Source organism: Arthrobacter sp. StoSoilA2, from assembly GCF_019977195.1.
Taxonomy (GTDB): Bacteria; Actinomycetota; Actinomycetes; order Actinomycetales; family Micrococcaceae; genus Arthrobacter.
Genome location: NZ_AP024643.1, coordinates 712,717 through 736,237, shown reverse-complemented (window position 1 = coordinate 736,237; position 23,521 = coordinate 712,717). Strand labels below are relative to the sequence as shown.

20 protein-coding genes are annotated in these 23,521 nt (G+C 62.6%); 14 read left to right on the top strand and 6 right to left on the bottom strand.

Features of this window, described 5'->3' with window-relative positions; translation table 11 throughout:
- Nucleotides 1–33: 33 nt before the first annotated feature.
- Together LDN82_RS03535 and LDN82_RS03530 are read right to left on the bottom strand one after the other, a co-directional pair.
- The gene (locus LDN82_RS03535) at nucleotides 34–1,335 is read right to left on the bottom strand and encodes a serpin family protein (protein ID WP_224167453.1); all 1,302 of its coding nucleotides are present in this window, start codon (nucleotides 1,333–1,335) and stop codon (nucleotides 34–36) included.
- Between the two features lie 209 nt (nucleotides 1,336–1,544).
- On the bottom strand, nucleotides 1,545–3,032 hold the full coding sequence (locus LDN82_RS03530) for an XRE family transcriptional regulator (protein ID WP_224094254.1): 1,488 nt from the start codon (nucleotides 3,030–3,032) through the stop codon (nucleotides 1,545–1,547).
- A gap of 171 nt (nucleotides 3,033–3,203) precedes the next feature.
- On the opposite strand from LDN82_RS03530, the gene aceA reads away from it, so the two are divergent.
- Together aceA and aceB are read left to right on the top strand one after the other, a co-directional pair.
- The gene (gene aceA / locus LDN82_RS03525) at nucleotides 3,204–4,541 is read left to right on the top strand and encodes an isocitrate lyase (protein ID WP_224166395.1); all 1,338 of its coding nucleotides are present in this window, start codon (nucleotides 3,204–3,206) and stop codon (nucleotides 4,539–4,541) included.
- A gap of 91 nt (nucleotides 4,542–4,632) precedes the next feature.
- A complete protein-coding gene (gene aceB, locus LDN82_RS03520) occupies nucleotides 4,633–6,285 on the top strand; it encodes a malate synthase A (protein WP_224166394.1) in 1,653 nt (550 codons plus the stop codon).
- A 192-nt stretch (nucleotides 6,286–6,477) separates the two neighbouring features.
- Here the strand turns inward: aceB and LDN82_RS03515 are convergent, their stop codons facing one another.
- Entirely contained in the window at nucleotides 6,478–7,671 is a 1,194-nt protein-coding gene (locus LDN82_RS03515; protein WP_224166393.1) for an MFS transporter, read from the bottom strand.
- A gap of 85 nt (nucleotides 7,672–7,756) precedes the next feature.
- A complete protein-coding gene (locus LDN82_RS03510; RefSeq protein WP_224167452.1) occupies nucleotides 7,757–8,977 on the bottom strand; it encodes an ROK family transcriptional regulator in 1,221 nt (406 codons plus the stop codon).
- Nucleotides 8,978–9,159: 182 nt separating this feature from the next.
- On the opposite strand from LDN82_RS03510, the gene LDN82_RS03505 reads away from it, so the two are divergent.
- The 12 genes from LDN82_RS03505 (at nucleotide 9,160) to LDN82_RS03450 (ending at nucleotide 20,985) form a co-directional block, all read left to right on the top strand.
- Entirely contained in the window at nucleotides 9,160–9,900 is a 741-nt protein-coding gene (locus tag LDN82_RS03505; RefSeq protein ID WP_224166392.1) for a sugar phosphate isomerase/epimerase, read from the top strand.
- The gene (locus LDN82_RS03500) at nucleotides 9,897–11,054 is read left to right on the top strand and encodes a Gfo/Idh/MocA family oxidoreductase (protein ID WP_224166391.1); all 1,158 of its coding nucleotides are present in this window, start codon (nucleotides 9,897–9,899) and stop codon (nucleotides 11,052–11,054) included. The genes LDN82_RS03505 and LDN82_RS03500 overlap by 4 nt, the downstream gene beginning before the upstream one ends.
- A 42-nt stretch (nucleotides 11,055–11,096) precedes the next feature.
- Nucleotides 11,097–12,422: a sugar ABC transporter substrate-binding protein gene (locus tag LDN82_RS03495; protein ID WP_224094248.1), complete on the top strand. Its 1,326-nt coding sequence runs from the start codon at nucleotides 11,097–11,099 to the stop codon at nucleotides 12,420–12,422.
- 63 nt (nucleotides 12,423–12,485) lie between these two features.
- Nucleotides 12,486–13,499, top strand: coding sequence for a sugar ABC transporter permease (locus LDN82_RS03490; protein ID WP_224166390.1), 1,014 nt, complete (start codon nucleotides 12,486–12,488; stop codon nucleotides 13,497–13,499).
- Complete coding sequence (locus tag LDN82_RS03485) at nucleotides 13,492–14,331, top strand: carbohydrate ABC transporter permease (protein WP_224094246.1); 840 nt, start codon at nucleotides 13,492–13,494, stop codon at nucleotides 14,329–14,331. The genes LDN82_RS03490 and LDN82_RS03485 overlap by 8 nt, the downstream gene beginning before the upstream one ends.
- A gap of 87 nt (nucleotides 14,332–14,418) precedes the next feature.
- Entirely contained in the window at nucleotides 14,419–15,195 is a 777-nt protein-coding gene (locus LDN82_RS03480) for a sugar phosphate isomerase/epimerase (RefSeq protein ID WP_224094244.1), read from the top strand.
- On the top strand, nucleotides 15,192–16,331 hold the full coding sequence (locus LDN82_RS03475) for a Gfo/Idh/MocA family oxidoreductase (RefSeq protein ID WP_224094242.1): 1,140 nt from the start codon (nucleotides 15,192–15,194) through the stop codon (nucleotides 16,329–16,331). Before LDN82_RS03480 ends, LDN82_RS03475 begins: the two co-directional genes overlap by 4 nt.
- Nucleotides 16,332–16,349: 18 nt before the next feature.
- Complete coding sequence (locus tag LDN82_RS03470) at nucleotides 16,350–17,558, top strand: Gfo/Idh/MocA family oxidoreductase (protein WP_224166389.1); 1,209 nt, start codon at nucleotides 16,350–16,352, stop codon at nucleotides 17,556–17,558.
- Between the two features lies 1 nt (nucleotide 17,559).
- Entirely contained in the window at nucleotides 17,560–18,561 is a 1,002-nt protein-coding gene (locus LDN82_RS03465; protein ID WP_224166388.1) for a sugar phosphate isomerase/epimerase family protein, read from the top strand.
- A gap of 12 nt (nucleotides 18,562–18,573) precedes the next feature.
- Complete coding sequence (locus LDN82_RS03460; protein WP_224166387.1) at nucleotides 18,574–19,473, top strand: biopolymer transporter Tol; 900 nt, start codon at nucleotides 18,574–18,576, stop codon at nucleotides 19,471–19,473.
- Nucleotides 19,474–19,477: 4 nt separating this feature from the next.
- Complete coding sequence (locus LDN82_RS03455; protein WP_224166386.1) at nucleotides 19,478–20,512, top strand: Gfo/Idh/MocA family oxidoreductase; 1,035 nt, start codon at nucleotides 19,478–19,480, stop codon at nucleotides 20,510–20,512.
- Nucleotides 20,509–20,985: a heme-degrading domain-containing protein gene (locus tag LDN82_RS03450; RefSeq protein WP_224166385.1), complete on the top strand. Its 477-nt coding sequence runs from the start codon at nucleotides 20,509–20,511 to the stop codon at nucleotides 20,983–20,985. The genes LDN82_RS03455 and LDN82_RS03450 overlap by 4 nt, the downstream gene beginning before the upstream one ends.
- A gap of 60 nt (nucleotides 20,986–21,045) precedes the next feature.
- On the opposite strand, the gene LDN82_RS03445 is transcribed toward LDN82_RS03450, so the two are convergent.
- Nucleotides 21,046–22,509 (bottom strand): APC family permease, encoded by a 1,464-nt coding sequence (locus tag LDN82_RS03445; RefSeq protein WP_224094235.1) that lies wholly within the window; start codon nucleotides 22,507–22,509, stop codon nucleotides 21,046–21,048.
- 86 nt (nucleotides 22,510–22,595) lie between these two features.
- Nucleotides 22,596–23,261, bottom strand: a complete 666-nt coding sequence (locus LDN82_RS03440) for a TetR/AcrR family transcriptional regulator (RefSeq protein ID WP_224166384.1) — start codon at nucleotides 23,259–23,261, stop codon at nucleotides 22,596–22,598.
- Between the last annotated feature and the right edge of the window lie 260 nt (nucleotides 23,262–23,521).

The following is a 23,521-nucleotide window of genomic DNA, read 5'->3' as shown; positions in this document are numbered from 1 at the left end:
GCGTTTCCCCATCGCTCTCTCACTTCCCGTCCCTCAGCGTGGATCAGCAACCCAACCCGTGAACAACGGCATACCGGTCTCCACATGCACAATCTCGTAGTGGAACGGGTGGTCAAGGACGATTTCACGATCCGGAATCATGGCTGCGGAGTCTTTGGCGTTGATCTGGGTCACCGCGGATGCGATGGTTCCCTTTTCGGCAACGGTAATGTTGGCTGCTTGCGCCGCCTGCGTCAGTTTCATGCCCTGTTGGATCACATCGAAATCCGTGTCCGTGGCGAGGGTCTCCTTGAGTCCGAGCGTTTCGAAGACCTTTCGCAGGTCGAACGTGGTTTTGTGGTCCCACTTAGGCAGGCTGATCCGGACCATGTCCTGCGCCGCGCGTCCCAACCGTGCTGCCGCGTCCGAAAGCACCTCCGGCGAAACCGCAGCCGGACTTTCGGAACCCGGAGTACCGCCGTCGGGCAGTACCAGCCGCATGACGAAACCTTCAGCGTAAGGCAAGTCCACGGCTTTCCACCCGGTGCCTTCGGCGTAGGCCATGTTGACGGCAGCGTGCATGGTGGGGACGGAAATCTGTTCTCCGCCGGCTTTGGTGAAGGGCCCCTCCGACGTGTCGTTGGCATCGAAGGGCGTCTGCCAAGCCGCGGCGAAGTAGAGCGCGTTGAGCAGACTGAAGGTGTTATCGGGATCGTACTTTGCGGGTGCTTCCTTGATCCTCCCGCCCGTGTTCATGCTTACCCACTGGTCGATGGCAGGTTTGGTCGCCGCCTCATCCTGGAAGGACACCGGGTACACACCCGTGCCATAGTGCTTTGCGAGCGTGGCCAGAAAGTCCTTTCCGGTGGGGATGCCCTTGTCGACGAACAGTCCGTTGGCTGCGTGCATGACGGGTTTGCGTGGCGGGTCGTCCTCGTCCACGCTTCCGGGGTCGCCGTCATACTTTTCCAGCGCCGCGAGTACGGCGTTCATGGCTTCGTCGCGACCCTCGATGGGCAACGCCAGGACTGAATCCATCTCAGCGGCCGTTTCACCGGATGCTCCGGCTCGCAGCATGCCGAGCGCGAACAACAGGCTGGCGGGCGACGAAACAACGTTCCCGTTCGCGGCATCCCCTCCGTCCGCGAGCAGTATCGCGCCGAGCTTGCGCGCAGAGGCATTCAGCGCCTCGCGTTGGGCAGGGTATTCCGCCGCTTGGACCGAAACCCGCGTAACGCCGTCGGCCTTTAAGAGCCCGACGTCGGCTGGTTGCGGCGCGCAGGCACTGATTGTCGCCGAACCGCTCGCCAACATCGCTGCCGCTACTACCGCGACGACTTTCCGAACTCGATACATGCCGATCCCCCCCATTTGGTGTTCTCCTCACATGCTGCACGCTTTGCCTTCGGAACTCACGCGATCTGAGAGAGGGATTGCCGAATGTGGCCGGAATGTGAGCGAGCATCACGGAAAAACGGTCAGGAAGTGAGCGAGCATCACGGAAAAACGGTCAGGAGGTGAGCGAGCATCACGGAAAAGCAGTTAGGAAGTGAGCGAGCATCGGGTTAGCGCGCCGAGTGCGCCGCCAGGAAGCTGTACACCTCGGTCTCGTCCACGCCAGGGAACGCGCCGGGCGGCATGGCGGCGAGCAAGTGTGAGTGGGCGCGGGCGGAGGGCCACGCATTGCCGGCCCACTCGTTGGCCAGGGACGCCGGGGGCCGCTTGCAGCAGTTCGGATCCGGGCAGGTCGAGGTTGCCCGGGCAGTCGTCTCGCGCCCACGGAACCACTTCACATGCTGGTACGGCACGCCGATGCTCAGCGAGAATTCGCCACTGGCCGAACGCTCTGTGCGGGCCGTGCACCAGTAGGTACCCGAAGGCGTGTCCGTGTATTGGCTGTATGCGCTGAACTTGTCCGGCACGTCGAACACTGCCCGCGACGTCCAGGCCTTGCACGACGGCTGACCTTCGATGGCGCCCGTGTGGTCCTGTGGAAAGGTCACGCCGTCGTTCTCGTAGGCCTTGTAGATGATGCCGCTCTGGTGGGTCTTCTGGAAGTGTGTGGTGATGCCGAGGTGCTTGGTGGCCAGGTTGGTGAAGCGGTGCGCAGCGGTCTCATAGGACACAGCGAAGGCGTCGCGGATGTCTTCCACGGCGATTTCCTTGGCGGCCTTGGCCTTTTGGAGGAACTCAACGGTGGCATGCTCCGGCAGGAGCAGCGCAGCAGCGAAATAGTTGGTGGCCACGCGCTGGGCCAGGAAATCGCCGTAGTTGCGTGGAGTCTCGTGCCCCAGGACGTAGTGGCCAAGCGCCTGCAGGAGCACTGAACGCGGGTCGTGATCCTGCCGCTGGTTCTGCGTTAGATAAATTCTGCGGTTCTTCAAATCCGTCACGGAGCGCGTGGAATGGGGCAAATCACCTACGTGGTGGAGGGTGAATCCGAGGTTCTCGGCGATGTCCGCAATGACGTGCTGGCTCAGCGGCCCGGTGGTGTAGCCGACCCCTTTGAGGACCTTCTGCGCCTCGGCCTCATACTCGGGGAAATAGTTGCCGCGCTCACGCATCATGGCACGCAACTCGCCGTTCGCGCGGCGGGCTTCTTCCGGCGTCGCAACCTGCTCGTTAAGTTTGCGTTCGAGCTCCTGAAGCAGCCCAACCTGCGACTCCAGCACATCCAGCGGAAGCCGCGAGCTGATGCGGATTTTGGGCAGGTTCAGCGACTCATAAAGGGGTCCGCGCTGGTACCGTTCCAGCTCGATCTCCAAGGCCGCTCGACGGCTCGGCGGCTCGGCACCGAGCAGCTGGTCGATGCTCACATTAAGCGAGCTTGCCAGCGACTGCAGCAGCCCGAGTTTGGGCTCGCGCTTGCCGTTTTCGATCAGGCTCAACTGGCTGGGCGCGGTCCCGACGGCGGCACTCAAGTCGTCCAGCGTCAGGCCGGCCTGCTTGCGCAAGTGGCGCACGCGGCGGCCAAGGCTGATGACGTCCAGTTCGGGGGACGTAGGGGACGACGACGGCGACGCGACTTCGCGGTTCCAGCTCACAGGCGACATTTCTTGAGAATACGCGAAGAACTGCGTTTCTTTCCATAGTTTTCCCCTAGAAAGGCTATTGAAAGTGCAGAAAAGTAGGTCTCACGAAAAGAAACACAGACCCCCGGTAAGCCGGCCGACGCCGCAAAGACGCAGCGGAGGCCGGCCCGGGCACCATCAAGGAGACATGCAATGACCGCATCATTTGAACCAGCAGAGTCCGCACAGACTGCAGAGCAGCAGGCAGCAGCGCTGGAGCTTGAGTGGTCCGCCAACCCGCGTTGGGAAGGCGTCACCCGTGATTACTCGGCCACCGACGTCGTCCGCCTCCGCGGTCGCGTCTCTGAAGAGCACACCCTGGCACGCCGCGGATCCGAGAAGCTGTGGAAGCAGCTCACCGAGGAAGCTCCCACCGGCGGCTACACCAACGCCCTGGGTGCCCTGACCGGCAACCAGGCTGTGCAGCAGGTCAAGGCCGGGCTCCGTGCCATCTATCTTTCCGGCTGGCAGGTTGCCGCGGACGCCAACCTCTCGGGCCAGACGTACCCGGACCAGTCCCTCTACCCGGCCAACTCGGTCCCCCAGGTTGTCCGCCGCATCAACAACGCCCTGCTTCGCGCAGACCAGATCGAATATGCCGAGGGCGTCAAGACTGTTGAGGACTGGTTGGTTCCGATCGTCGCCGACGCCGAAGCCGGCTTCGGTGGCCCGCTCAACGCCTACGAACTCATGAAGTCCATGATCACCGCCGGCGCCTCGGGCGTTCACTGGGAAGATCAGCTGGCCTCCGAAAAGAAGTGCGGCCACCTCGGCGGCAAGGTCCTGATCCCCACCCAGCAGCACATCCGGACCCTCAACGCAGCACGCCTCGCAGCCGACGTCGCCGGTACCCCGACCGTCGTCATCGCCCGCACCGACGCCGAAGCCGCAACGTTGATCACCTCCGACGTCGACGAGCGCGACCAGGAATTCATCCTCCGCGAAGGGGGACAGCCGGTTCGTACCGCCGAGGGCTTCTACAAGGTCCGCAACGGCATCGAACCGTGCATCGCCCGCGCCAAGGCCTACGCGCCGTACTCCGACCTCATTTGGATGGAGACCGGCACCCCGGACCTGGAGTTGGCACGCAAGTTCGCCGAGTCGGTCAAGGCCGAGTTCCCGGACCAGATGCTTTCCTACAACTGCTCCCCGTCCTTCAACTGGCGCAAGCACCTGGACGACACCACCATTGCCAAGTTCCAGCGCGAACTCGGTGCCATGGGCTTCACGTTCCAGTTCATCACCCTGGCCGGCTTCCACGCCCTGAACTACTCGATGTTCGACCTCGCCCACGGCTACGCCCGTGAAGGCATGAGCGCCTACGTCGAACTCCAGGAGAAGGAATTCGCCTCCGAGTCCCGCGGCTACACCGCCACCAAGCACCAGCGCGAAGTCGGCACCGGCTACTTCGACGACATCGCCACCGCGCTCAACCCGAACGCATCCACCCTGGCCCTGGTGGGATCCACCGAAGAAGGCCAGTTCCACTAAAACTTGCCCAAGTAAGTAGCAGTAGATGCCGTTATGAACGTCCAAAACGGCATCTACTGCGACTCAGTTGGGTCCCTGAAAGGACACTCCCATGAACAGCTTCACCGACAACTTCACTATCAACGGCATCACCATCACCGCGCAGCCCATTTGCCGGCAGAACGAGGTCCTCACGCCAGACGCCCTTGAGTTCATCGGCAAGTTGCACCGGGCTACGGCTGATCGTCGTCAGGAGCTGATGCAGGCACGGCATGCCCGCCGCAACCAGATTTCCAGTGGCCAGGATCCGCGGTTCCTGCCGCAGACCGAGGCCATCCGGAATGACCCGTCGTGGCGCGTCGCTCCCCCGGCTCCGGGCCTGGAGGACCGCCGCGTGGAGATCACGGGACCGGTGGATAAGAAGATGACCATCAACGCCCTGAACTCGGGTGCGAAGGTGTGGCTGGCCGACATGGAAGATTCCTCCACACCGACGTGGCGCAACGTCATCCAGGGCCAACTGAACCTGACCGACGCGCTGGAACGGCGCATCGACTTCACGTCGCCTGAGGGCAAGGAATACAAGCTCAAGCCTGCAGGGGACCTGCCCACCATCGTGGTCCGTCCCCGCGGCTGGCACCTGCCCGAGAAGCACATGCTCATCGACGGCAAGCCAATCGCCGGCGGCGTAGTGGACTTCGGGCTCTTCTTCTTCCACAACGCCCGCCGGTTGCTCGCCCAGGGCAAGGGCCCGTACTTCTACCTGCCCAAGATCGAGAACCACCTCGAAGCCCGCCTGTGGAACGACATCTTCGTCCTGGCACAGGACCTGCTCGGCATCCCGCAGGGCACCATCCGGGCCACCGTGCTGATCGAAACCATCACGGCCGCGTTCGAGATGGAAGAGATCCTGTACGAACTCCGTGACCACGCGAGCGGTTTGAACGCCGGACGCTGGGACTACATCTTCTCCCTGATTAAGAACTTCCGCACCCGCGGCCCGCGCTTCGTGCTCCCGGACCGCGGCCAGGTAACCATGACCCAACCGTTCATGCGCGCCTACACCGAACAACTCGTCCGGGCCTGCCACCGCCGCGGTGCCATGGCCATCGGCGGCATGGCTGCAGCTGTTCCGAACCGCAAGGACGAAGCCGCCAACCAGGCCTCGTTCGAGAAGGTCCGTGCCGACAAGACCCGTGAAGCCAACGACGGCTTCGACGGCTCCTGGGTTGCCCACCCGGACCTGGTGCCGGTTTGCCGCGAAGTCTTTGACGAGGTTCTCGGGGACAAGCCGAACCAGCTGGACCGCAGCCGCGAGGACGTAACTCCCGATGACCGTGCATTGATCGACATCGCCAGCACCGAGGGCACCATCACCGAGGGCGGGGTTCGCCTGAACATCGAGGTAGGCATCCGCTACATCGAGTCCTGGCTCAGGGGCAACGGAGCCGTGGCCATCCACAACCTCATGGAAGACGCCGCCACCGCCGAGATCTCACGCTCCCAGCTCTGGCAATGGATCCACTCCCACGCCATCACCGAACACGGCGACATCATCAGCCGTGAATGGGTCCAGGACATGCTGGAGGAGGAATACGCCCGACTGGAACGCTTCGACGGAGACCGCTTCGCAGACGCCCGCGCCATCTTCGAAGAAGTCACCCTGGCCGAGGAATTCCCCACCTTCCTGACAATCCCGGCCTACGCCCGTTTCCTCACCGAAGCCCGTGAAGAGGCCACGGAAGAGGAACTCGTCGCCGCCTAGCCCTAGGTCGAGCGACACACCGAGCCCCGACGCTGGGCTGCCTGCACTCTCCGCAACAAGTGACCCCGATGGTCGGGGAGGCAGCCCAGCAGCGGAGTATCCACCCAACTAGGTCGCAGTTAAGCGCGTTTTGATGGCTCAAAACGCGCTTAACTGCGACTCAGTTGGGTAAGGCACGACGGCGGCACTCAACTACCGCTGCCGGGCCACCCAGCGCACGGACAACGTAACGCACACACAGAACGCGAGCACCGAACCAAGGATCAAAAGCAGCGGCACGGTCCAGCCCTCAGACACTCCATGGACGTACCCGATGACGGTTGGCGCCAAGGCTGCAACCAGGTAGCCCACACCTTGGACGACGGCGGACATCCTCCCTGCCGAGGCCTGGTCCTTGGCGAACTTGATGATGGCGATGAACACAACCGTGATGCCGCCACCCTGCGCAATGCCGCCCATGGAAGACCACATCCACCACAAACCAGGCGCCAGGAGCAAGCCCACGGGAACGGTCAGCCACAACGCACTCAAGGTGACCGCGACCGTCGTCGTACTGGCAAAGCGGGCCAGGAGCGGTACACCCAGACCGCCCACAATCGCGAAGATCTGGAACAGCGATGAGCCTGCACCGGCCTCGGCGGCGCCCATGGCGAGTTCGTCGGACAGGAAGCTTGGCAGCCAAGCGGTGACGCCGTAGTAGGAGAACGCTTGGCCGGCGAAGCCAAGCGTCAGGCCAGCGGTTAGCCAGCCCACGCCGGCAACCTTCCCCGGCCCGGAGGGAGAAGCAGCCGGAACCGCGGCTGGCACAAACGCCCGGCGCGCACCAACAGTTGGCACCCAAAACAGGATTGCGGCCAAGGCCAGGAGTGCACTCGCCGCGAGGGAAAGCCGCCAGCCCACCAGTTCAGCAAGCGGCGCAGTGGCCACCGAGGTAAGGAAGGACCCGATGTTCAGCGCCGCCGTGTAGACGCCCATTGCGGTTGCCTGCCGCCGCGGCGCAAAGTCGCGCCGGATGATGAGCGGCACGGCGATATTGCCGATCGTAATAGCCACACCGATGATCACCGTCCCCACCATCACCGGAATACCACCGCCGCTGGAGCGGATCACGACGCCGGCCAGCACGCCGAGCAGCGTGAGCATCACCGCGAATTCAGCACCCAACCTGCGGCCGGCCATCGATGCCAGCGGCGAGGCAAGCGAGAAGCAGAGCACGGGGATACCAGTCAACAGACCCAGTTCAACTGGCGAGAATCCGAGGTCGGCCTGCAGCGAATCCACCACGGGGGCCACGGCTACGAACGGCCCACGCATGTTGAGCGCGATCAGCCCAATGCAGGCAAGGATCAACCATCCCCGGGGAACTTTGGCGAGGAACTGGCTCATGGCGTGCGCTGGAAGGTGGCGGGAAACGTTTTCATCACCTTCATTGCTATCACGCCGCCACCGGCCATCCGGTCACAAACGGCGTCTATCCAGCTGCTTGGAGCGTGGCTTCAATCACTGCCGGTGAGAGCACGTACTGCGTCACCATCTGGCTGGCGCCCAGAATTGCGGCGCGGTCACCGGCCATGGAAATGCCGATGCGCAGGTGCGTGGTGGCCAACGGCAGCGAGCGCCGGTACACAACCTCGCGAATGCCGGCAACCAGGTGTTCGCCAGCCTCTCCCACGCTGCCGCCGATGATGATCATGGACGGATTGAGCAGGTTGACCACTGTGGCCAGCACATCGCCGACGTCCCGTCCCGCCTGCCGCAGCGCCTGGATGGCCTGCAAGTTTCCTTCGGCTACCAGCCGGAGAACGTCCGCACCGGTAGCGGCTTCGAGGCCTTGCGCCTTGAGTTGGCGCGCGACGGCGGGACCTGAGGCGAGCGCTTCGAGGCATCCATAGTTGCCACAACGGCAGAGGACGTCGTCGCCGCGGGGCACCCTCACGTGGCCAAGGTCCCCTGCAGTGCCGTTGGCGCCGCGTTGCAGCTGGCCGCTGCTGATGATCCCTGCGCCGATGCCGGTGGCGACTTTGATGAACAGGAAATTCTCGTGGTCAGGCCAGTAGGCTGTCCGTTCGCCGAGCGCCATGATGTTGACGTCGTTGTCCACCAGCACGGGTACTGGCAGTGAGCGCTGGACGTAAGGGACGACGTCGAATCCGTCCCAACCGGGCATGATGGGCGGCTTGACCGGCCGTCCGGTGGCGTGTTCCACGGGGCCCGGAAGGCCGATACCCATTCCTGCGAGGTCGCCCGGTTCCCGTCCCGCTTCGGCGAGCAATTCGCGGCCCGCGCTGATGACCTTGCCCAGCACAACCTCGGGGCCGTCCGCGACTTCCTGTGACAGGCGCCGTTCGGCAAGGACGCTTCCACTGAGGTCGGTGACGGCGACAATCACGTGGGTCGCTCCGACGTCGACGGCCAGGACTACGCGCGCGGCGGGGTTGAAGGCAAAGCGCGACGGCGGCCTGCCGCCACTGGATGTTGCCTCACCGGCAGGGCCCACGAGACCGGATCCGATCAGGGCGTCGATGCGGGAAGCGACGGTGGAGCGGGCGAGTCCTGTGGTGAGGGCAAGCTCAGCACGGGTCCGGGCTTGGCCGTCCCGGAGGAGCTGGAAGAGGTCCCCGGCACGTGAAAGGTTACCTGCGTCCTGCGCGGGGGCGTCTTTTCCGCCTTGGTGTCCGGGTGCTGAGGTCATGCCATTAGTGAAGCACGATTGCTTATGCGTGTCATGCAGCAGAAGTTTGTCGGCCATATTTCAACTTTTGCTTGACGCTCGGCAAAAGTCCCCCTAGGTTGTGAGGAGCAGCACATCACCCCCTTGGATGCCGGAAATCAACGGCATCGATTTGCCTCCACCCACAACGACGAGGAGAGACAGTGTCATATTCGATCCAGCTCTACACGGTCCGAAAGGCCCTTGAAGAGGATCTGGCGGGAACCATCCAGCGCTTGGCCGACATCGGCTTCACGATGGTTGAGCCCTACCGTTTTGTTGCCAAGGCCGAAGAACTGAAGCGGGCTTTGACGGAGAACAACCTCACCGCCCCGTCCGGCCACGCTCCGTTGCTTAGCGATGACCAGGACGCAATCTTTGCCGCTGCGCAGCAGCTGGGTATCGGAACTGTCATTGACCCGCATGTTCCGATCGAGCGCTGGAACACCATCGAGGACATCAAGGCCACCGCCGAACAGCTCAACGCGGCCGCTGCCAAGGGATCCGAGTACGGCGTGCGCGTCGGTTATCACAACCACTGGTGGGAAGTTGAATCCGTCATCGATGGCAAAACTGCGATCGAACACCTGGCCGACCACCTCGATCCTGAGGTTGTGCTGGAGCTCGACACCTATTGGGCAGCAGTAGGAGGCCAGAACCCCGCTGAACTCCTGGCCCGGCTTGGTGACCGCGTGAAGTTCATTCACGTCAAGGACGGTCCCGTGACCTCGGACCCGTCGAGCCAGCTCGCCGTTGGTGCCGGCCAGATGCCTATCTGGGACGTCTTGAACGCCGCCGGCTCACTTGAAGCAGCAGTCGTGGAACTGGACGACTTCCAGGGCGACATGTTCGATGCCGTAGAAGACAGCTACAACTACCTCAACGCCGGGAAGGTGTCCGCATGAGCCACGCAGCAGGAGCCGCCTTCGGTTCTCTGACATCAAGCCCTGTCGGTTCAGGCCCGGTGGGCGTCGGCATCATCGGCGCAGGTGTCATCAGCAAGCAGTACCTCGACAACCTGACAAGCTTCCCTGATGTCCGCGTTGTGGCGATCGGCGACTTGTTCGAGGAGGCAGCAGCCACCCGGGCCAACGAGTACGGCATTCCCGTGCACGGTGGCATTGATGCTGTCCTCGGCCACCCGGAGGTGGAGATTGTCATCAACCTGACCATCCCCGCTGCCCACGTGGAAGTTGCCACGCAGGCTGTGAACGCAGGCAAGCACGTCTGGAGCGAAAAGCCGTTCTCCCTGGACCGGGAAAGTGGCTTGGGCCTGCTCAAGGCAGCCGACGCAGCCGGCGTCAGGCTGGGTTGCGCCCCGGACACGTTCCTCGGCGCCGGCCTCCAAACTGCCCGCCGGATGATCGAACGCGGCGACATCGGCACTCCACTGACAGCATTGACCTTGATGCAGTCGCCGGGTCCGGAATCCTGGCACCCGAATCCCGCCTTCCTCTTCCAGGACGGTGCGGGCCCTCTGTTCGACATCGGCCCTTACTACCTGACCACGCTTGTGCAGACCTTCGGCAGCATCCGCAAGGTGGGCGCTTTCGGTTCCAAGTCCCGCGAAACACGCGTGATCGGCTCGGGTCCCAAGGCTGGCGAGACGTTCGACGTCACGGTCCCCACCCACGTCAGCTCCATCCTGGAGTTCGAGAACGGTGAATCTGCCCAGAGCATCTTCAGCTTCGATTCCCCGCTCAAGCGCGCAGGGTTCGTGGAGATCACCGGTTCGGAGGCCACCATCGCGTTGCCGGACCCGAACAACTTCGACGGCGACATCAGGATTTGCGCCCTCGGCTCCGACGATTGGACAACCGTCCCTTCGGTCGGCTCAACTGCCAGCCGTGGAGCGGGCGTCCTGGAAATGGCACGCGCCATCCGTGAGGGCCGGCCACACCGCGCCCAGGGTGAACTTGCGTTCCACATCCTGGACACGATGGCCTCCATCGCGGAGTCAATCGACAACCGGGCCTTCGTGGATGTGGAAAGTTCCGCAGCACAGGTCCCCGCGCTGCCCGAGGATTGGGATCCCACGGCAGCAACGCTTTCAGCCTAGTTTCAGCCAGCACCAGCTCGACGACGAGAAAACCGGAGCATCATGAAGAATCCCCTGAAAGTCCTATCGGCGGTTGCCGCGACGGCAGCCTTGGCACTGGGTCTCAGCGCCTGCGGTGGCGGCGGCAGTCCACAAGCAAGCAGCGACACCATCACCTACTGGGCGTCGGACCAGGGCAACAGCCTGGACGACACCGCAGCGAAGCTGAAGCCGACGCTGGATCGTTTTACCGAAAAGACCGGAGTAAAGGTACAGCTGGAAGTCATCAGCTGGACCGACCTCTACAACCGCATTCTTACGGCCGTTACCAGTGGCGACGGTCCGGACGTCCTGAACATCGGCAACACGTGGGCCGTGACCCTTCAGGAGACGGGCGCTTTCGAGCCCGTGGAAGGTGAACTGCTCGAGGCCGTAGGCGGCAAAGACCGCTTCCTGAAGACCAGCTGGTCCACCGGTGGCGCGGAGGGCAAGACCCCCACGTCCGTGCCGCTCTACGGTTTGGCCTACAACATGTATTACAACACCAAGCTGTTCAAGGAAGCCGGGATCGAGAAGGCCCCCACAACCTGGGACGAGTTTGTAGCTGATGCCAAGAAGCTCACCAAGGACACCAACGGTGACGGCAAGCCCGATCAGTGGGGCTTCACCGCCGCCGGAGCATCCGTTTCCGCCAACTCGCACCAAGCCTTCGTTCGTGGCCTGCAAAACGGTGGCACCTTGTTCGATAAGGACGGAAAGCCCACCTTTGACAGCGATCCCCAGGTAGAGGGTGTCAAGCAGTTCGTAGACCTGATGGCCACGGAGAAGGTGATGTCGCCGTCGGACGCTGAACTGAGCCAGGGCAGCCAGAAGGTGGACAACCTCATCAACGGCAAGGCCGCCATGATGTTCGACCAGAGCCCGCTGAAGAACTTCGCTGCGCGCGACTTCAAGGACTGGGGTGTAGCCCCTATCCCCATGATGACGGCCGGAGCTACCGGTGACCGTGGCACCCAGAGCCACGTGGCCGGTATCAACCTCAGTGTCTTCAAGAACAGCGACAACAAGGCAAATGCCATTAAGCTGGCCGCGTTCCTGACCAGTGACGAAGAACAGATTGCCCTCAACAAGGCCTACTCCTCCCTGCCTGTAGTCACCGCAGCGTCGAGCGATGCCGCCTTCCAGACCGAAGAAGTCAAGGCCAAGAATGACGCCCTGGCCAACCACTCCCTGCCCATGCCGCTGATCGCCAAAGAAGGTCAGATGGAGACCCTCACCGGCACGGCAATCAAGAACCTCTTTGCCAAAGCGGCAACGGGAACTGTTTCCGAAGACGACATCCGGGCGGCCCTCAAGGACGCCAACAACCAGATGGCCGCGGCCCAGTAACCAGGCCCAGTGAGTGGGGACGCCACCACAAAGTGGTGTCCCCGCTCCGGCAAAGGAGTTTCCATGTCCCATTCAGCATTGGACAGCGGCCCGGCCGCTGCAGGCAGCACCCCTGCCGTTGATCCCGAGCCCGGCCAAGCACGGGCAGCAAGCACACCGCCTGTACGTAAGAGGCGTCGCTCATTCCTCCCCTATGGCCTGATCCTTCCGGCCGCGATCCTTGAACTCCTGATCCACATCGGCCCGATGCTCCTTGGGATCTGGATCGCGTTCATCTCCCTGACGCAGCTCAACCTCACCAACTGGCTCAACGCGCCGTTCGTGGGGCTCCAGAACTTCATCAACGGGCTAAACCCGGACAGCACCATCGGCCAGGCCTTCTTCAGCACGGTTGGCCGCACGCTGGGCTACACCATCCTGGTGGTCGGCTTCTCCTGGGTCCTCGGCATGGCAGGCGCGGTTTTCCTGTCCTCCAACTTCAGGGGACGTGCTCTTCTTCGCACGTTCTTCCTGGTCCCTTACGCACTCCCGGCCTACGTAGGAACCATCGCCTGGGCCTTCATGTTCAATCAGCGCGATGGTGCCGTGAACCAAATCCTGGTGGACACGCTTCACCTCTTCGGCGACGAACGCCCCTTCTGGCTGCTGGGCGAGAACTCCTTCGGAGCCATGGTGATAGTCAACGTCTGGCAGTTGTGGCCGTTCGCCTTCCTCATGCTGATGGCAGCCCTGCAAAACGTTCCCACCGATGTCTACGAGGCAGCAGCCATTGACGGCGCTACGCTCTGGCAGCAGTTCCGTCGCATCACCTTGCCCATGGTCCGCCCGGCCAACGGCGTGCTGCTCATGGTGATGTCGCTCTGGACGTTCAACCAGTTCAACGTTCCCTTCGTCCTGTTCGGAGCTACGTCTCCCAAGGAAGCCACGCTTATTTCCCCGTTGATCTACCAAAACTCCTTCGGCAGTTGGAACTTCGGCCTCGGCGGCGCAATGAGCGTGCTGCTGCTGATCGCGCTGTTCATTGCCTCCGCTTTCTACATCCGCATGGTGCTGCCAAAGGGAGCCGACAATGATTGAGACACGCAACTTCCGGATCCTCAGGAACGTGGTCCTGACCATCCTGTCGCTCTGGGTGGCGGTTCCACTCTTCGTGGTGGTCTCCACTTCCTTGAAACCCCTTAAGGATGTCTCAGGGCTCTTCCAGTGGATTCCCCGGGAAATCACCGCCTCACCGTACCTGGACATCTGGACCACGGTTCCGCTGGCCAAGTACTTCCAGAACAGCCTCATCATCACCGTCTGCGCAACAGCGTGCTCAGTGACGGTCGCCGTCCTTGCCGCCTACGCCATTGCCCGGTTGCAGTTCAAGGGGAAGCGCGCTTTCAGCCTGACTGTCCTCTCCACCCAGATGTTCCCCGGCATCCTGTTCCTCCTGCCGCTGTACCTGATCTTCACCCAGATCCGCAACATGACCGGCTTGCAGCTGCAGGGCTCCTACCTCGGGCTGATCATCACCTACATGACGTTCACATTGCCTTTCGCCATCTGGATGCTGAGCGGCTACTTTGCCTCGATTCCAAAGGAACTGGAAGAGGCTTCGATGATCGATGGCACCGGCAGGATGGGAGCACTGTTCCGTGTGATCCTGCCTGTGGCCAAGCCAGGCATCATCGCAGTTGCCGTGTATTCATTCATCTCCGCTTGGGGCGAGGTTTTGTTCGCGTCCGTGCTCACCAACGAGGCCACAAAAACACTGTCCCTGGGGCTCAAGGCCTACGCCAGTGAATCGGACGTGTTTTGGAACCAACTCATGGCTGCTTCGGTTGTGGTCAGCCTGCCCGTCTTGATCGGATTCATCCTGGTCCAGAAACATCTGGTGGCAGGGCTCTCGTCAGGAGCAGTTAAGTAGGTTCACTGTTAATTAGAGCCAACAGCCAGTACAAGCAATATCGGGCAACACAGGGCAACACCGGGCGATCATCAAAAAGGAACGCAAATGTCGTATTCACTCCAGCTCTACACGGTTCGCAACGCCATCCAAGAGGACCTGTCTGGAACCATCAAGAGAGTCGCCGAGATCGGCTTCAGGCAGGTTGAACCGTACAACTTCGTGGCCACCGCCAAGGAACTCGGGGCCGCCTTGAAGGAGAACGGCCTTACTGCTCCTTCCGGGCACGCACCGCTTTTGAGCCAGGACCAGGACGAGATCTTCGCCGCCGCCAAGGAACTGGGCATCACGACCGTGATTGATCCCTTCCTCCCGGCGGAGCACTGGCAGGATGCCGGGACTATCCAGGGCACGGCGGCGAAACTCAACGCAGCTGCGAAGAAGGGCGCTGAATACGGCATCCGCGTGGGTTACCACAACCATGCGTGGGAGCTGGAGTCCACCATCGAAGGCCAGACTGCCTTGGAGTACTTCGAGGGTCTGCTGGACCCGGAGGTAGTCCTTGAAGTGGACACCTACTGGGTTGCCGTGGGTGGCCAGGATCCCGTTGAACTCCTAACTCGTCTGGGTGACCGGGTGAAACTCATCCACATCAAGGACGGACCGGCCACCACGGAAACCAAGGCCCAGCAGCCCGCCGGCCAGGGCACCATCCCGGTGCTGGACGTCATCGCCGCAGCCAAATCGCTGGAAGTTGGCGTGGTGGAGTTCGATGACTACTCCGGCGATATTTTTGAGGGCATCACCGAGAGCCTGGCATTCCTGACCGCAGCAGCCAGCGCGCAGGCAGCCGAGGGAACTATTTCCCAGGAGGCTGGGGCATGAGCTTCTCTCCCTCCACCCGGAAAGGGCCCGTCGGTGTCGCGGTCATCGGTGCGGGCAACATCAGCAAGCAATACCTTGACAACCTCACCACCTTCCCGGATTTGAAGGTCCTGGTGATCGCGGATCTCTTCGAAGAGGCTGCCGAAGTACGGGCCAAGGAATACGGGATCGCCGAGTTCGGCGCGCCGGAGCTGGCACTGAACCATCCCGACGTCGAAATCATCGTGAACCTGACCATCCCGGCAGCGCACGTCGAGGTTGCAACGGCCGCGGTCACTGCCGGCAAGCATGTCTGGACCGAGAAGCCGTTCTCGCTGGACCGTGAATCCGGACTTGGCCTGCTCAAAGCCGCCGACGCCGCGGGGATGCGCCTAGGCACGGCCCCGGACACGTTCCTCGGCGCCGGCCTGCAGACCGCCCGCCGCATCATCGAGCGCGGTGATATCGGCACACCGCTAACGGGCATGACCACGTTCCAGACGCCGGGCCCTGAATCCTGGCACCCGAACCCGGCGTTCTTGTTCCAGCACGGCGCGGGCCCGCTGTTCGACATGGGCCCTTATTACCTCACCGCACTGATCCAGACCTTCGGCTCGGTCCGCAGGGTGGCCGCCGTCGGCTCCTCCGCCAAAGCGACCCGGATCATTGGTTCGGGTCCGAAGGCCGGGGAGGAATTCGCCGTCGAGGTTCCCACGCATGTCTCCGCGATGGCGCAGTTCGAAAGCGGCGCGTCCTCGCACAGCGTGTTCTCCTTCGAGTCCCCGCGCCAGCGGATGGGTTTCGTGGAAATCACCGGCTCGGAGGCCACGCTCTCGCTGCCTGACCCGAACTATTTCGACGGCGACCTCAAGCTCTGGCGCCCCGGCGCAGAAGAGCCCGAGATCATTCCCTCCACAGGACCGGCCAACGGCCGCGGCCTGGGCGTGCTGGACATGGCCCGTGCCGTCCGCTCAGGCGCCCCGCACCGCGCCACCGGCGAACTGGCCTACCACGTGTTGGACACCATGGTCTCGATTTCCGAATCCGTGGAATCCGGCTCTTTCGTGGACGTCACCAGCAACGCGCCCGCCTCCGAACCAGTCCCGGAGGACTGGGCGCCGGAAACCGCAACTCTCCAGGCAACCGCAACTCCGTAAGTAACGAGGAACCACACCATGAGCACCCCCGCCCACACTGACCAGAGCCAGGGCAACCCGCAACCTACCCGCACATTGGGGGTGGCCGCCATCGGCTACGCCTTCATGGGAAAGGCCCACTCGAACGCGTGGCGGAACGTGGCCAGCTTCTTCGACGTCCCGGCCATCGAACAAAAAGTCCTCGTCGGCCGGGACGCCGATGCCGTCGCTGAAGCCGCAGCAAAGTACGGCTGGACCGAGTCCGCCACCGACTGGCGGTCGGTCATTGCCCGGGACGACATCCACATCGTCGATATCTGCGCCCCGGGCTGGATGCACGCCGAAATCGCCATCGCTGCCCTCCAAGCCGGCAAGCACGTCCTCGTGGAAAAGCCGCTGGCGAACACGATCGCCGAGGCAGAAGCCATGACCACTGCCGCCGCAGCCGCCCGTGAGAAGGGCGTGCAGTCGATGATCGGTTTCAACTACCGCCGGGTCCCCGCTTTGGCGCTCGCGAAAGAACTGATCGCCGAAGGCCGGCTCGGCACGGTCCGCCACGTCCGCGCCGCCTACCTCCAGGACTGGCTCTCCGACGCCGAATCCCCCATGACCTGGCGGCTCCGCAAGGAAACCGCCGGCTCCGGGGCGCTGGGCGACATCGCCTCGCACGCCATCGACCAAGTCCTGTTCCTCCTGGGTGACGCCGTCACCGAGGTCACGGGCCGCCTGCACACCTTCGTGGACCGCCGCCCCGGGCCAAATGGCCCGGAAGATGTCACGGTCGACGACGCCGCCTGGGCCACGCTGACCCTCGCCTCCGGGGCAATCGCCTCGGTGGAAGTCAGCCGGGTAGCGACCGGCCAGAAGAACTCCCTCAGGCTCGAAATCTACGGCGACAAAGGCACCATCCTGTTCGACCTCGAGAACCTGAACGAGCTCGGCTTCCTTGATGCCACGGTCCCTGTCCGGGAGCAGGGCTTCCGCCGGATCCTGGTCAACGAACCCGAACACCCCTACATGGGCGCATGGTGGCCGCAGGGTCACATCATCGGTTGGGAACACACTTTCACGCACCAGATCCGGGACTTCCTGTTGGCCATTCGGGACGGAAGCCAGCCCTCGCCGTCGTTCGAAGAAGGCCTGAACGTCCAGCACGTCCTCGCGGCGATCGAAGAATCCGCCGCAGCCAAAAGCTCACTGATCCAACTTTCCCCGAAGCCAAACAGCACCACTACTGAAGGAGCCTGACATGCCCCGCCCGTACACCCTGTTCACCGGCCAGTGGGCCGACCTCCCCTTCGAGGAAGTCGCCCGCCTTGCCTCAGGCTGGGGCTACGACGGCCTGGAAATCGCGGTCTCCGGAGACCACCTGGACGCCTGGCGCTGGGACGAACCCGGCTACGTCGAATCCAAACTCGCCATCCTGGAAAAGTACAACCTCAAAGTGTGGGCCATCTCCAACCACCTCAAAGGCCAGGCCGTCTGCGATGACCCCATCGACTTCCGCCACGAAGCAATCGTGGGCTCGCGCGTGTGGGGTGACGGCGAACCCGAAGGCGTCCGCCAACGCGCCGCCGAAGAAATGAAACACACCGCCCGCCTGGCTCGCGCGCTGGGAGTGGACACCGTCGTCGGGTTCACCGGTTCCTCCATCTGGCAGTACGTGGCCATGTTCCCGCCCGTCCCCGAAAAGGTCATCGACGCCGGCTACCAGGACTTCGCCGACCGCTGGAACCCCATCCTGGACGTCTTCGATGAATGCGGTGTCCGCTTCGCCCACGAAGTGCACCCCTCCGAGATCGCCTACGACTACTGGACCACCGTCCGGACCCTCGAAGCGATCGGACACCGGCCCGCGTTCGGCCTGAACTGGGATCCCTCACACTTCATGTGGCAAGGCATTGACCCTGTCTCCTTCATCTGGGACTTCAAGGACCGGATCTACCATGTGGACTGCAAGGACACCAAGCTCCGGCCCACTGGCCGGAACACCGTGATGGGCTCCCATTTGCCGTGGGGCGATCCCCGCCGGGGCTGGGACTTCGTCTCCGCCGGACGCGGCGACGTGCCCTGGGAATCATCCTTCCGGGCCCTCGCCGCGATCGGCTACGACGGACCCATTTCCGTCGAATGGGAAGACGCCGGAATGGACCGCCTGCACGGCGCCCCCGAAGCCCTCGCCGCCCTGAAGAAATACGACTTCCCCGCCTCCCAGACCTCCTTCGACGCCGCCTTCAGCAGCAAGGAATAAGAAAGGACCGACGTGATCCGCACCCTTCAATCCGGCCAGCGCTGCGAGGTGTGGATCGCGTCGGTCAACGGTCAGGCTGAGCTGCTCTACAGCTCGGACGACGTGTTGTTTGAAGCACCCAACTGGACCCTGGACGGAAGCTCACTCATCTTCAACGGGGATGGGAAGCTGTGGCGTCTTGATCTGAACACGGGCTCCTTGGAGCCGATCTTGCTCACCGGCGTCCCGGACCTGAACAACGATCACGTCCTGGCACCTGACGGCCAGGGCATCTTTGTCTCCGCGAACGACGGCCACATCTACCGTGCTTTACTGGCCGGCGGACCGGCGACGCGCATCACCGAGGACGACGGCTTCTTCCATTTCCTCCATGGCGTCAGCCCCGACGGTGCGCAGTTGGCGTACGTGGGCATCAAAGCTGGAGACTTCACACAGCCAGGCAGGCTGATGACCATAGCGTCCGACGGCGGTGCTTCCGCCAGCGTAGATGTCGGCCGCTTTGATGTCGGCTCAGCCCACTGCGACGGCCCTGAATTTTCGCCCGACGGGAAATGGCTTTATCTGAACACAGAATCCTTTACGTCCAGGCAGGGCCACGCGCAGCTCGCCCGGATTCGCGTGGACGGCACTGGCTTCGAGCGGCTCCTCGAATCCGAATCAGTGGACTGGTTTCCCCATCTCTCCCCCGATGGCCGGTACGCCAGTTACATCCGGTTCCCCGGCGGAACCGTAGGACACCCCGCGGACCTGAGGGTCGCCGTCGTGCTCGTTTCGACCGAGGACTGGACCACTGCCCTCCATTCATGGCCACTTTTCGGCGGCCAAGGTACCCTCAACGTCAACAGCTGGTCGCCGGACTCCCGGCGTTTTGCGTATGTGGCCTACCCGCTTTCTGACTCGACGAAGGACTAAGCACGTGACCCTCAGCAATGGCACTTCCGATGGAACGATCCGCTGGGGCATCCTCGGCACAGGATTTATTGCCGGTCTCCAGACGCGCGATCTGAACGAAAACGGCTTTACTGTGCAGGCCGTTGGCTCGCGTTCATTGGAATCGAGCAAAGCCTTCGCTGAGCTGCATGGAGTGATGACCGCCCACGGCAGCTACGAGGACTTGGTGGCGGACCCGATGGTTGACGTGGTCTACATCGCTACGCCGCACCCGTTCCATCACGGCAACGCGCTCTTGGCCCTGAACGCCGGAAAGCATGTACTGGTGGAGAAGGCCTTCACGATGAATGCCCGCGAAGCCCAGGAGATCGTGGACCTGGCCGAATCCAAAGGCCTTGTGGCCTTGGAAGCCATGTGGACCCGCTTCCTTCCGCACATGGTCCGCATCCGCGAACTCCTCCACGAAGGCGCCATCGGCGAGGTCCGGAAGGTAGTGGCCAGCCACAACCAGAGCCTGCCCAAGGACCCTGCGCACCGGTTGAACGATCCCGCCCTTGGCGGTGGGGCGCTGCTGGATCTGGGCATCTACCCGATCTCCTTTGCCTTCGACATCCTGGGTGCTCCGGAAACCATTCGCGCCAGCGCTTCCATGACGGCGACCGGTGTTGACCGGCAGACCGCAGCCATCTTTGAGTACTCTGGTGGCCGGCAGGCCCTGGTTGACTGTGAACTCGACGCCGCCAGCGCCAACCGGGCCATGGTCATCGGGACAGAGGGCTGGATCGACATCGAGCACACCTGGTACAACCCGGTTCCGTTTACTGTCTTTGGGGTTGATGGCACTGTTGCAGAGCGGTACGACCAGCCCGTGAAGAGCCGGGGAATGCAGTTCCAGGCAGCTGAGATGGAACGCCTTATTCGTGCCGGTGAGTCTGCTGGAAGCATCCTGCCGCCGGGTGAGACCATGGCGATCATGGCGGCTATGGACGAGATCCGCCGACAGATCGGGCTCCGCTACGACGCCGACACCGTTGTTTCAGAAGAAGGTGCAAAGAAATGACTGAATCTGCCCGCCTTGTGGAGTTGCGCCAGCAGGAAGAAGAGCTGGTGTTCGCAAGCTTTGACCACCACGACGCCTGGCGGCTCGGCTCACTGATCGCCAACCACGCGATCGCCTCGGAATTCGGAGTGGCTATTGACATCCGCCGGCACAACCTTGTGCTCTTCCGTTGCATCCTGCCCGGAGCCACAGCCGACCAGGAGGAGTGGATCCGCCGGAAGTCCGCCTCCGTGCTGCGGTTCGAGCACAGCACTGCCCTGCTGACTGAACAATTCTCAGCCCGCACCCACAGCCCTCTGGGAGGTGGCTGGCTCGCCCATGACGATTACACGCTCGCCGGCGGCTCGTTCCCCATCCGGGTGCGAGGGGCTGGAGTAATCGGGGCTGTCACGGTGTCCGGGCTGAGCTCAGATGAGGACCACCAACTGGTGGTTGATGGCATCCGGAGTTACCTGAAGACGGTGGCGGTTTAGGGCAAGCTCGGCGAAGCTGCACAATCAGTTCTTGCCGCTGCCGGGCCCGCCCGTTCCGGCTTAGTCGATCCTCTGGCGCCCCAAGCGGGCGTAGATGTCGGGACGCTTTGTCCGCAGGAAGAAGGCGTAGACGATTCCGCCGAAGAAAAGCGCGAAGGTGAAAGTCATGAAGATGACGGTCAGGACCGCCGATCCACCGATGAGTTCCGGGTAGTTGGCGATTGCCAGAAAGGTGATGGCACCAAGGAACAGAACGCTGATGATAGGTGCGATGACCGTCTTCCAGATTGATTCCGGAGCCAAGCCACGGCGGCGGATGAAGTACACCAGAACGGCGAAGCTGGTGATGAACATCAAGAGCAGCACAGCGAAGGTGCCGCTTCCACTAGCTATGGGATACAAGGCTTCCGGTGCAACACCCAAAACAGTGAAGAGCACGGTGGCCGCAGCCCAAATGAGGCCCACAGCCAACGCCGAAACGTACGGCGACTTGTGCTTCGGATGGACCCTGCCCAGGAATCTGGGCAGCGCGTGGTCTGAAGCGAGGGCGAAGCTGTACCTGGCTGCGATGTTCTGGATGGACAGCATGCACGCGAGCACCGATGTGATGAGCAGGATGACGGCGATATCGGCAAAGATCCTGCCCGCGAGGCCGACGAGTGCATCATTGAAGAGATTCACCGTGTTGTTCTCAGCCTCGGCCTGGATCTTATCCGCACCGAAGAAGGCGATGAAGGCCCACGCTGCCACTGCATAGAAGATGCCGATGCCTGCCACGGCCAAATACGTGGCGCGAGAGATGGTCTTGTCCGGGTTCTTGACCTCGTCCCGGTAAATAACGGTGGCTTCGAACCCGAAGAAGTTGCCAACGGCGAAAAGCAGTGCCAGGCCAAGGGTTGCGTCGGTGATGGACGGCAGGGCGAACCCTGCACTCTGCACTGCCCCTAGTCCGTTGGCCGAGAACGAAACGACGTCAAACACCACGATGATTGCCACTTCAAGCAGCATGACGATAGTGAGCAGCTTGGCCGACAAGTCGATGCGGTTGTACGCCAGCACGGTGGTTACGGCCGTAATGGCCAGCGCATACCAGTACCACGGTATGTCCGGCCCGCCGAGGGTATTAACCACAAACCCCTGAAGCGTCACCCCGAAGAATGATGGCGCGAAAAAGCCGATAAAGATGTACCCAAACAGCGCGAGGAAGGCGCCACCAAGACCTGCCGGCTTGCCCAGGCCCGCCGTGACAAAGGAGTAGAAACCGCCAGCACCTTGGACACTCCGGCTCATCTTGACGAATCCCACGGAGAAGATAAGCAGCATGAGCGTAACCAGCAGATAGATGGCAGGCGCTGTCTGCCCGCTGAACATCAGCAGGACCGGAAGGGTGCCGGCCACCGTGGCCAAGGGTGACGAAAAGGCCAGCACGTTCATGACGAGTTCTCCGACTCCCATGTTGCCGCTGAGCCGGTTTTGACTTGTCTGACGCGCCACCTGTGGTGCGTCAAGGGTGGTGTTATTCATGTAATCCTCATCACCGAATATTGAGTTCTGAATCACAGTATCGACAGGGCACAGAAGGGTGGTGTGCCATGTTGGGACAACGCCGGCTACGCGCCGGCGCGGGTCCCGGCGCCGACTTCAAGCAAGGAACGGGACAGGGCCACCCCGTGGTCCACTACGCTTTCAAGCTGAGCCTGGCTGCCATCCCATGCAGACCAACGCGCGGAGCCGTCGAGCAGCGTAAAAATAGCCTGGATGGCTTGCCGCGTGACCGCGAGTCCCATTTCTTCGGCCGCAGCGGCGTACATCTCCTGGTGCAGGATCTGCCAAAAGGCCAGCTCTTCACGGAGGTCATCACCCAGGAACCCCGCCACCCTATCCGAGGCAACCAGTAGGTTCCAGAGATCTGCCTCGGGCCGGCTCAATTGCTGGGTGACGTGGAAACGGACAAGGGCTGCCCAGTAGTCACCCGCGCACGGGGTTTCCTGCACCGCTTTGAGAAGGTCGCGGGCGAATCCGTGGGTGAACCAGAGGAGCGATTCGCCCACGATCTGCTCCCTGCCCTGCGGAAAAGTCGAATAGAGACTTGGCGCCTTCAGCCCAAGTTCGCGGCCCAGCGTCCGCATGCTCACTGAGTTGTAACCGTTGGTGGCGGCCAGCCGGAGGAAAGCCACGAGGATCCGCTTCCTGGCGGGCGTCTGTGCCGACCAGTCGCGTTTGGACAGGAATTCCCGTACAGCAGCGTTCGCCTGCTCACGCGGAGATGGACTCATTTCATCCTCAAGAAGGGTCGTAACGGAATGAGTCTAACTAACAGTCGTTAGGTTGAGAAGACCTTAGCCACACAGAGTCGCCTCTCCCTATAAGGCAGTCAGCAAAACACTCCCGGACCCGGCCCACCACGAGATCATCCGTGTACGCATCGCAGCTGGTGAGAGTCACGCCAACCGCCGAGAGTGTGAGGGAACCTTGGGGCACGGCTTTGATCCGCCGCCCCGCGTAGGCCATTTGGTGCCAGTCCCTCCCCCAGGGA

Bases quoted from the DNA above. Each gene is read 5' to 3' on its own strand.
- LDN82_RS03485 (WP_224094246.1), top strand. From the start codon at position 13,492: ATGATTGAGACACGCAACTTCCGGATCCTCAGGAACGTGGTCCTGACC.
- LDN82_RS03495 (WP_224094248.1), top strand. From the start codon at position 11,097: ATGAAGAATCCCCTGAAAGTCCTATCGGCGGTTGCCGCGACGGCAGCC.
- LDN82_RS03530 (WP_224094254.1), bottom strand. From the start codon at position 3,032: ATGTCGCCTGTGAGCTGGAACCGCGAAGTCGCGTCGCCGTCGTCGTCC.
- LDN82_RS03510 (WP_224167452.1), bottom strand. From the start codon at position 8,977: ATGACCTCAGCACCCGGACACCAAGGCGGAAAAGACGCCCCCGCGCAG.
- LDN82_RS03465 (WP_224166388.1), top strand. From the start codon at position 17,560: ATGCCCCGCCCGTACACCCTGTTCACCGGCCAGTGGGCCGACCTCCCC.
- LDN82_RS03535 (WP_224167453.1), bottom strand. From the start codon at position 1,335: ATGTATCGAGTTCGGAAAGTCGTCGCGGTAGTAGCGGCAGCGATGTTG.
- LDN82_RS03515 (WP_224166393.1), bottom strand. From the start codon at position 7,671: ATGAGCCAGTTCCTCGCCAAAGTTCCCCGGGGATGGTTGATCCTTGCC.
- LDN82_RS03490 (WP_224166390.1), top strand. From the start codon at position 12,486: ATGTCCCATTCAGCATTGGACAGCGGCCCGGCCGCTGCAGGCAGCACC.
- LDN82_RS03450 (WP_224166385.1), top strand. From the start codon at position 20,509: ATGACTGAATCTGCCCGCCTTGTGGAGTTGCGCCAGCAGGAAGAAGAG.
- LDN82_RS03470 (WP_224166389.1), top strand. From the start codon at position 16,350: ATGAGCACCCCCGCCCACACTGACCAGAGCCAGGGCAACCCGCAACCT.
- LDN82_RS03480 (WP_224094244.1), top strand. From the start codon at position 14,419: ATGTCGTATTCACTCCAGCTCTACACGGTTCGCAACGCCATCCAAGAG.
- LDN82_RS03500 (WP_224166391.1), top strand. From the start codon at position 9,897: ATGAGCCACGCAGCAGGAGCCGCCTTCGGTTCTCTGACATCAAGCCCT.
- aceB (WP_224166394.1), top strand. From the start codon at position 4,633: ATGAACAGCTTCACCGACAACTTCACTATCAACGGCATCACCATCACC.
- aceA (WP_224166395.1), top strand. From the start codon at position 3,204: ATGACCGCATCATTTGAACCAGCAGAGTCCGCACAGACTGCAGAGCAG.
- LDN82_RS03445 (WP_224094235.1), bottom strand. From the start codon at position 22,509: ATGAATAACACCACCCTTGACGCACCACAGGTGGCGCGTCAGACAAGT.
- LDN82_RS03440 (WP_224166384.1), bottom strand. From the start codon at position 23,261: ATGAGTCCATCTCCGCGTGAGCAGGCGAACGCTGCTGTACGGGAATTC.
- LDN82_RS03475 (WP_224094242.1), top strand. From the start codon at position 15,192: ATGAGCTTCTCTCCCTCCACCCGGAAAGGGCCCGTCGGTGTCGCGGTC.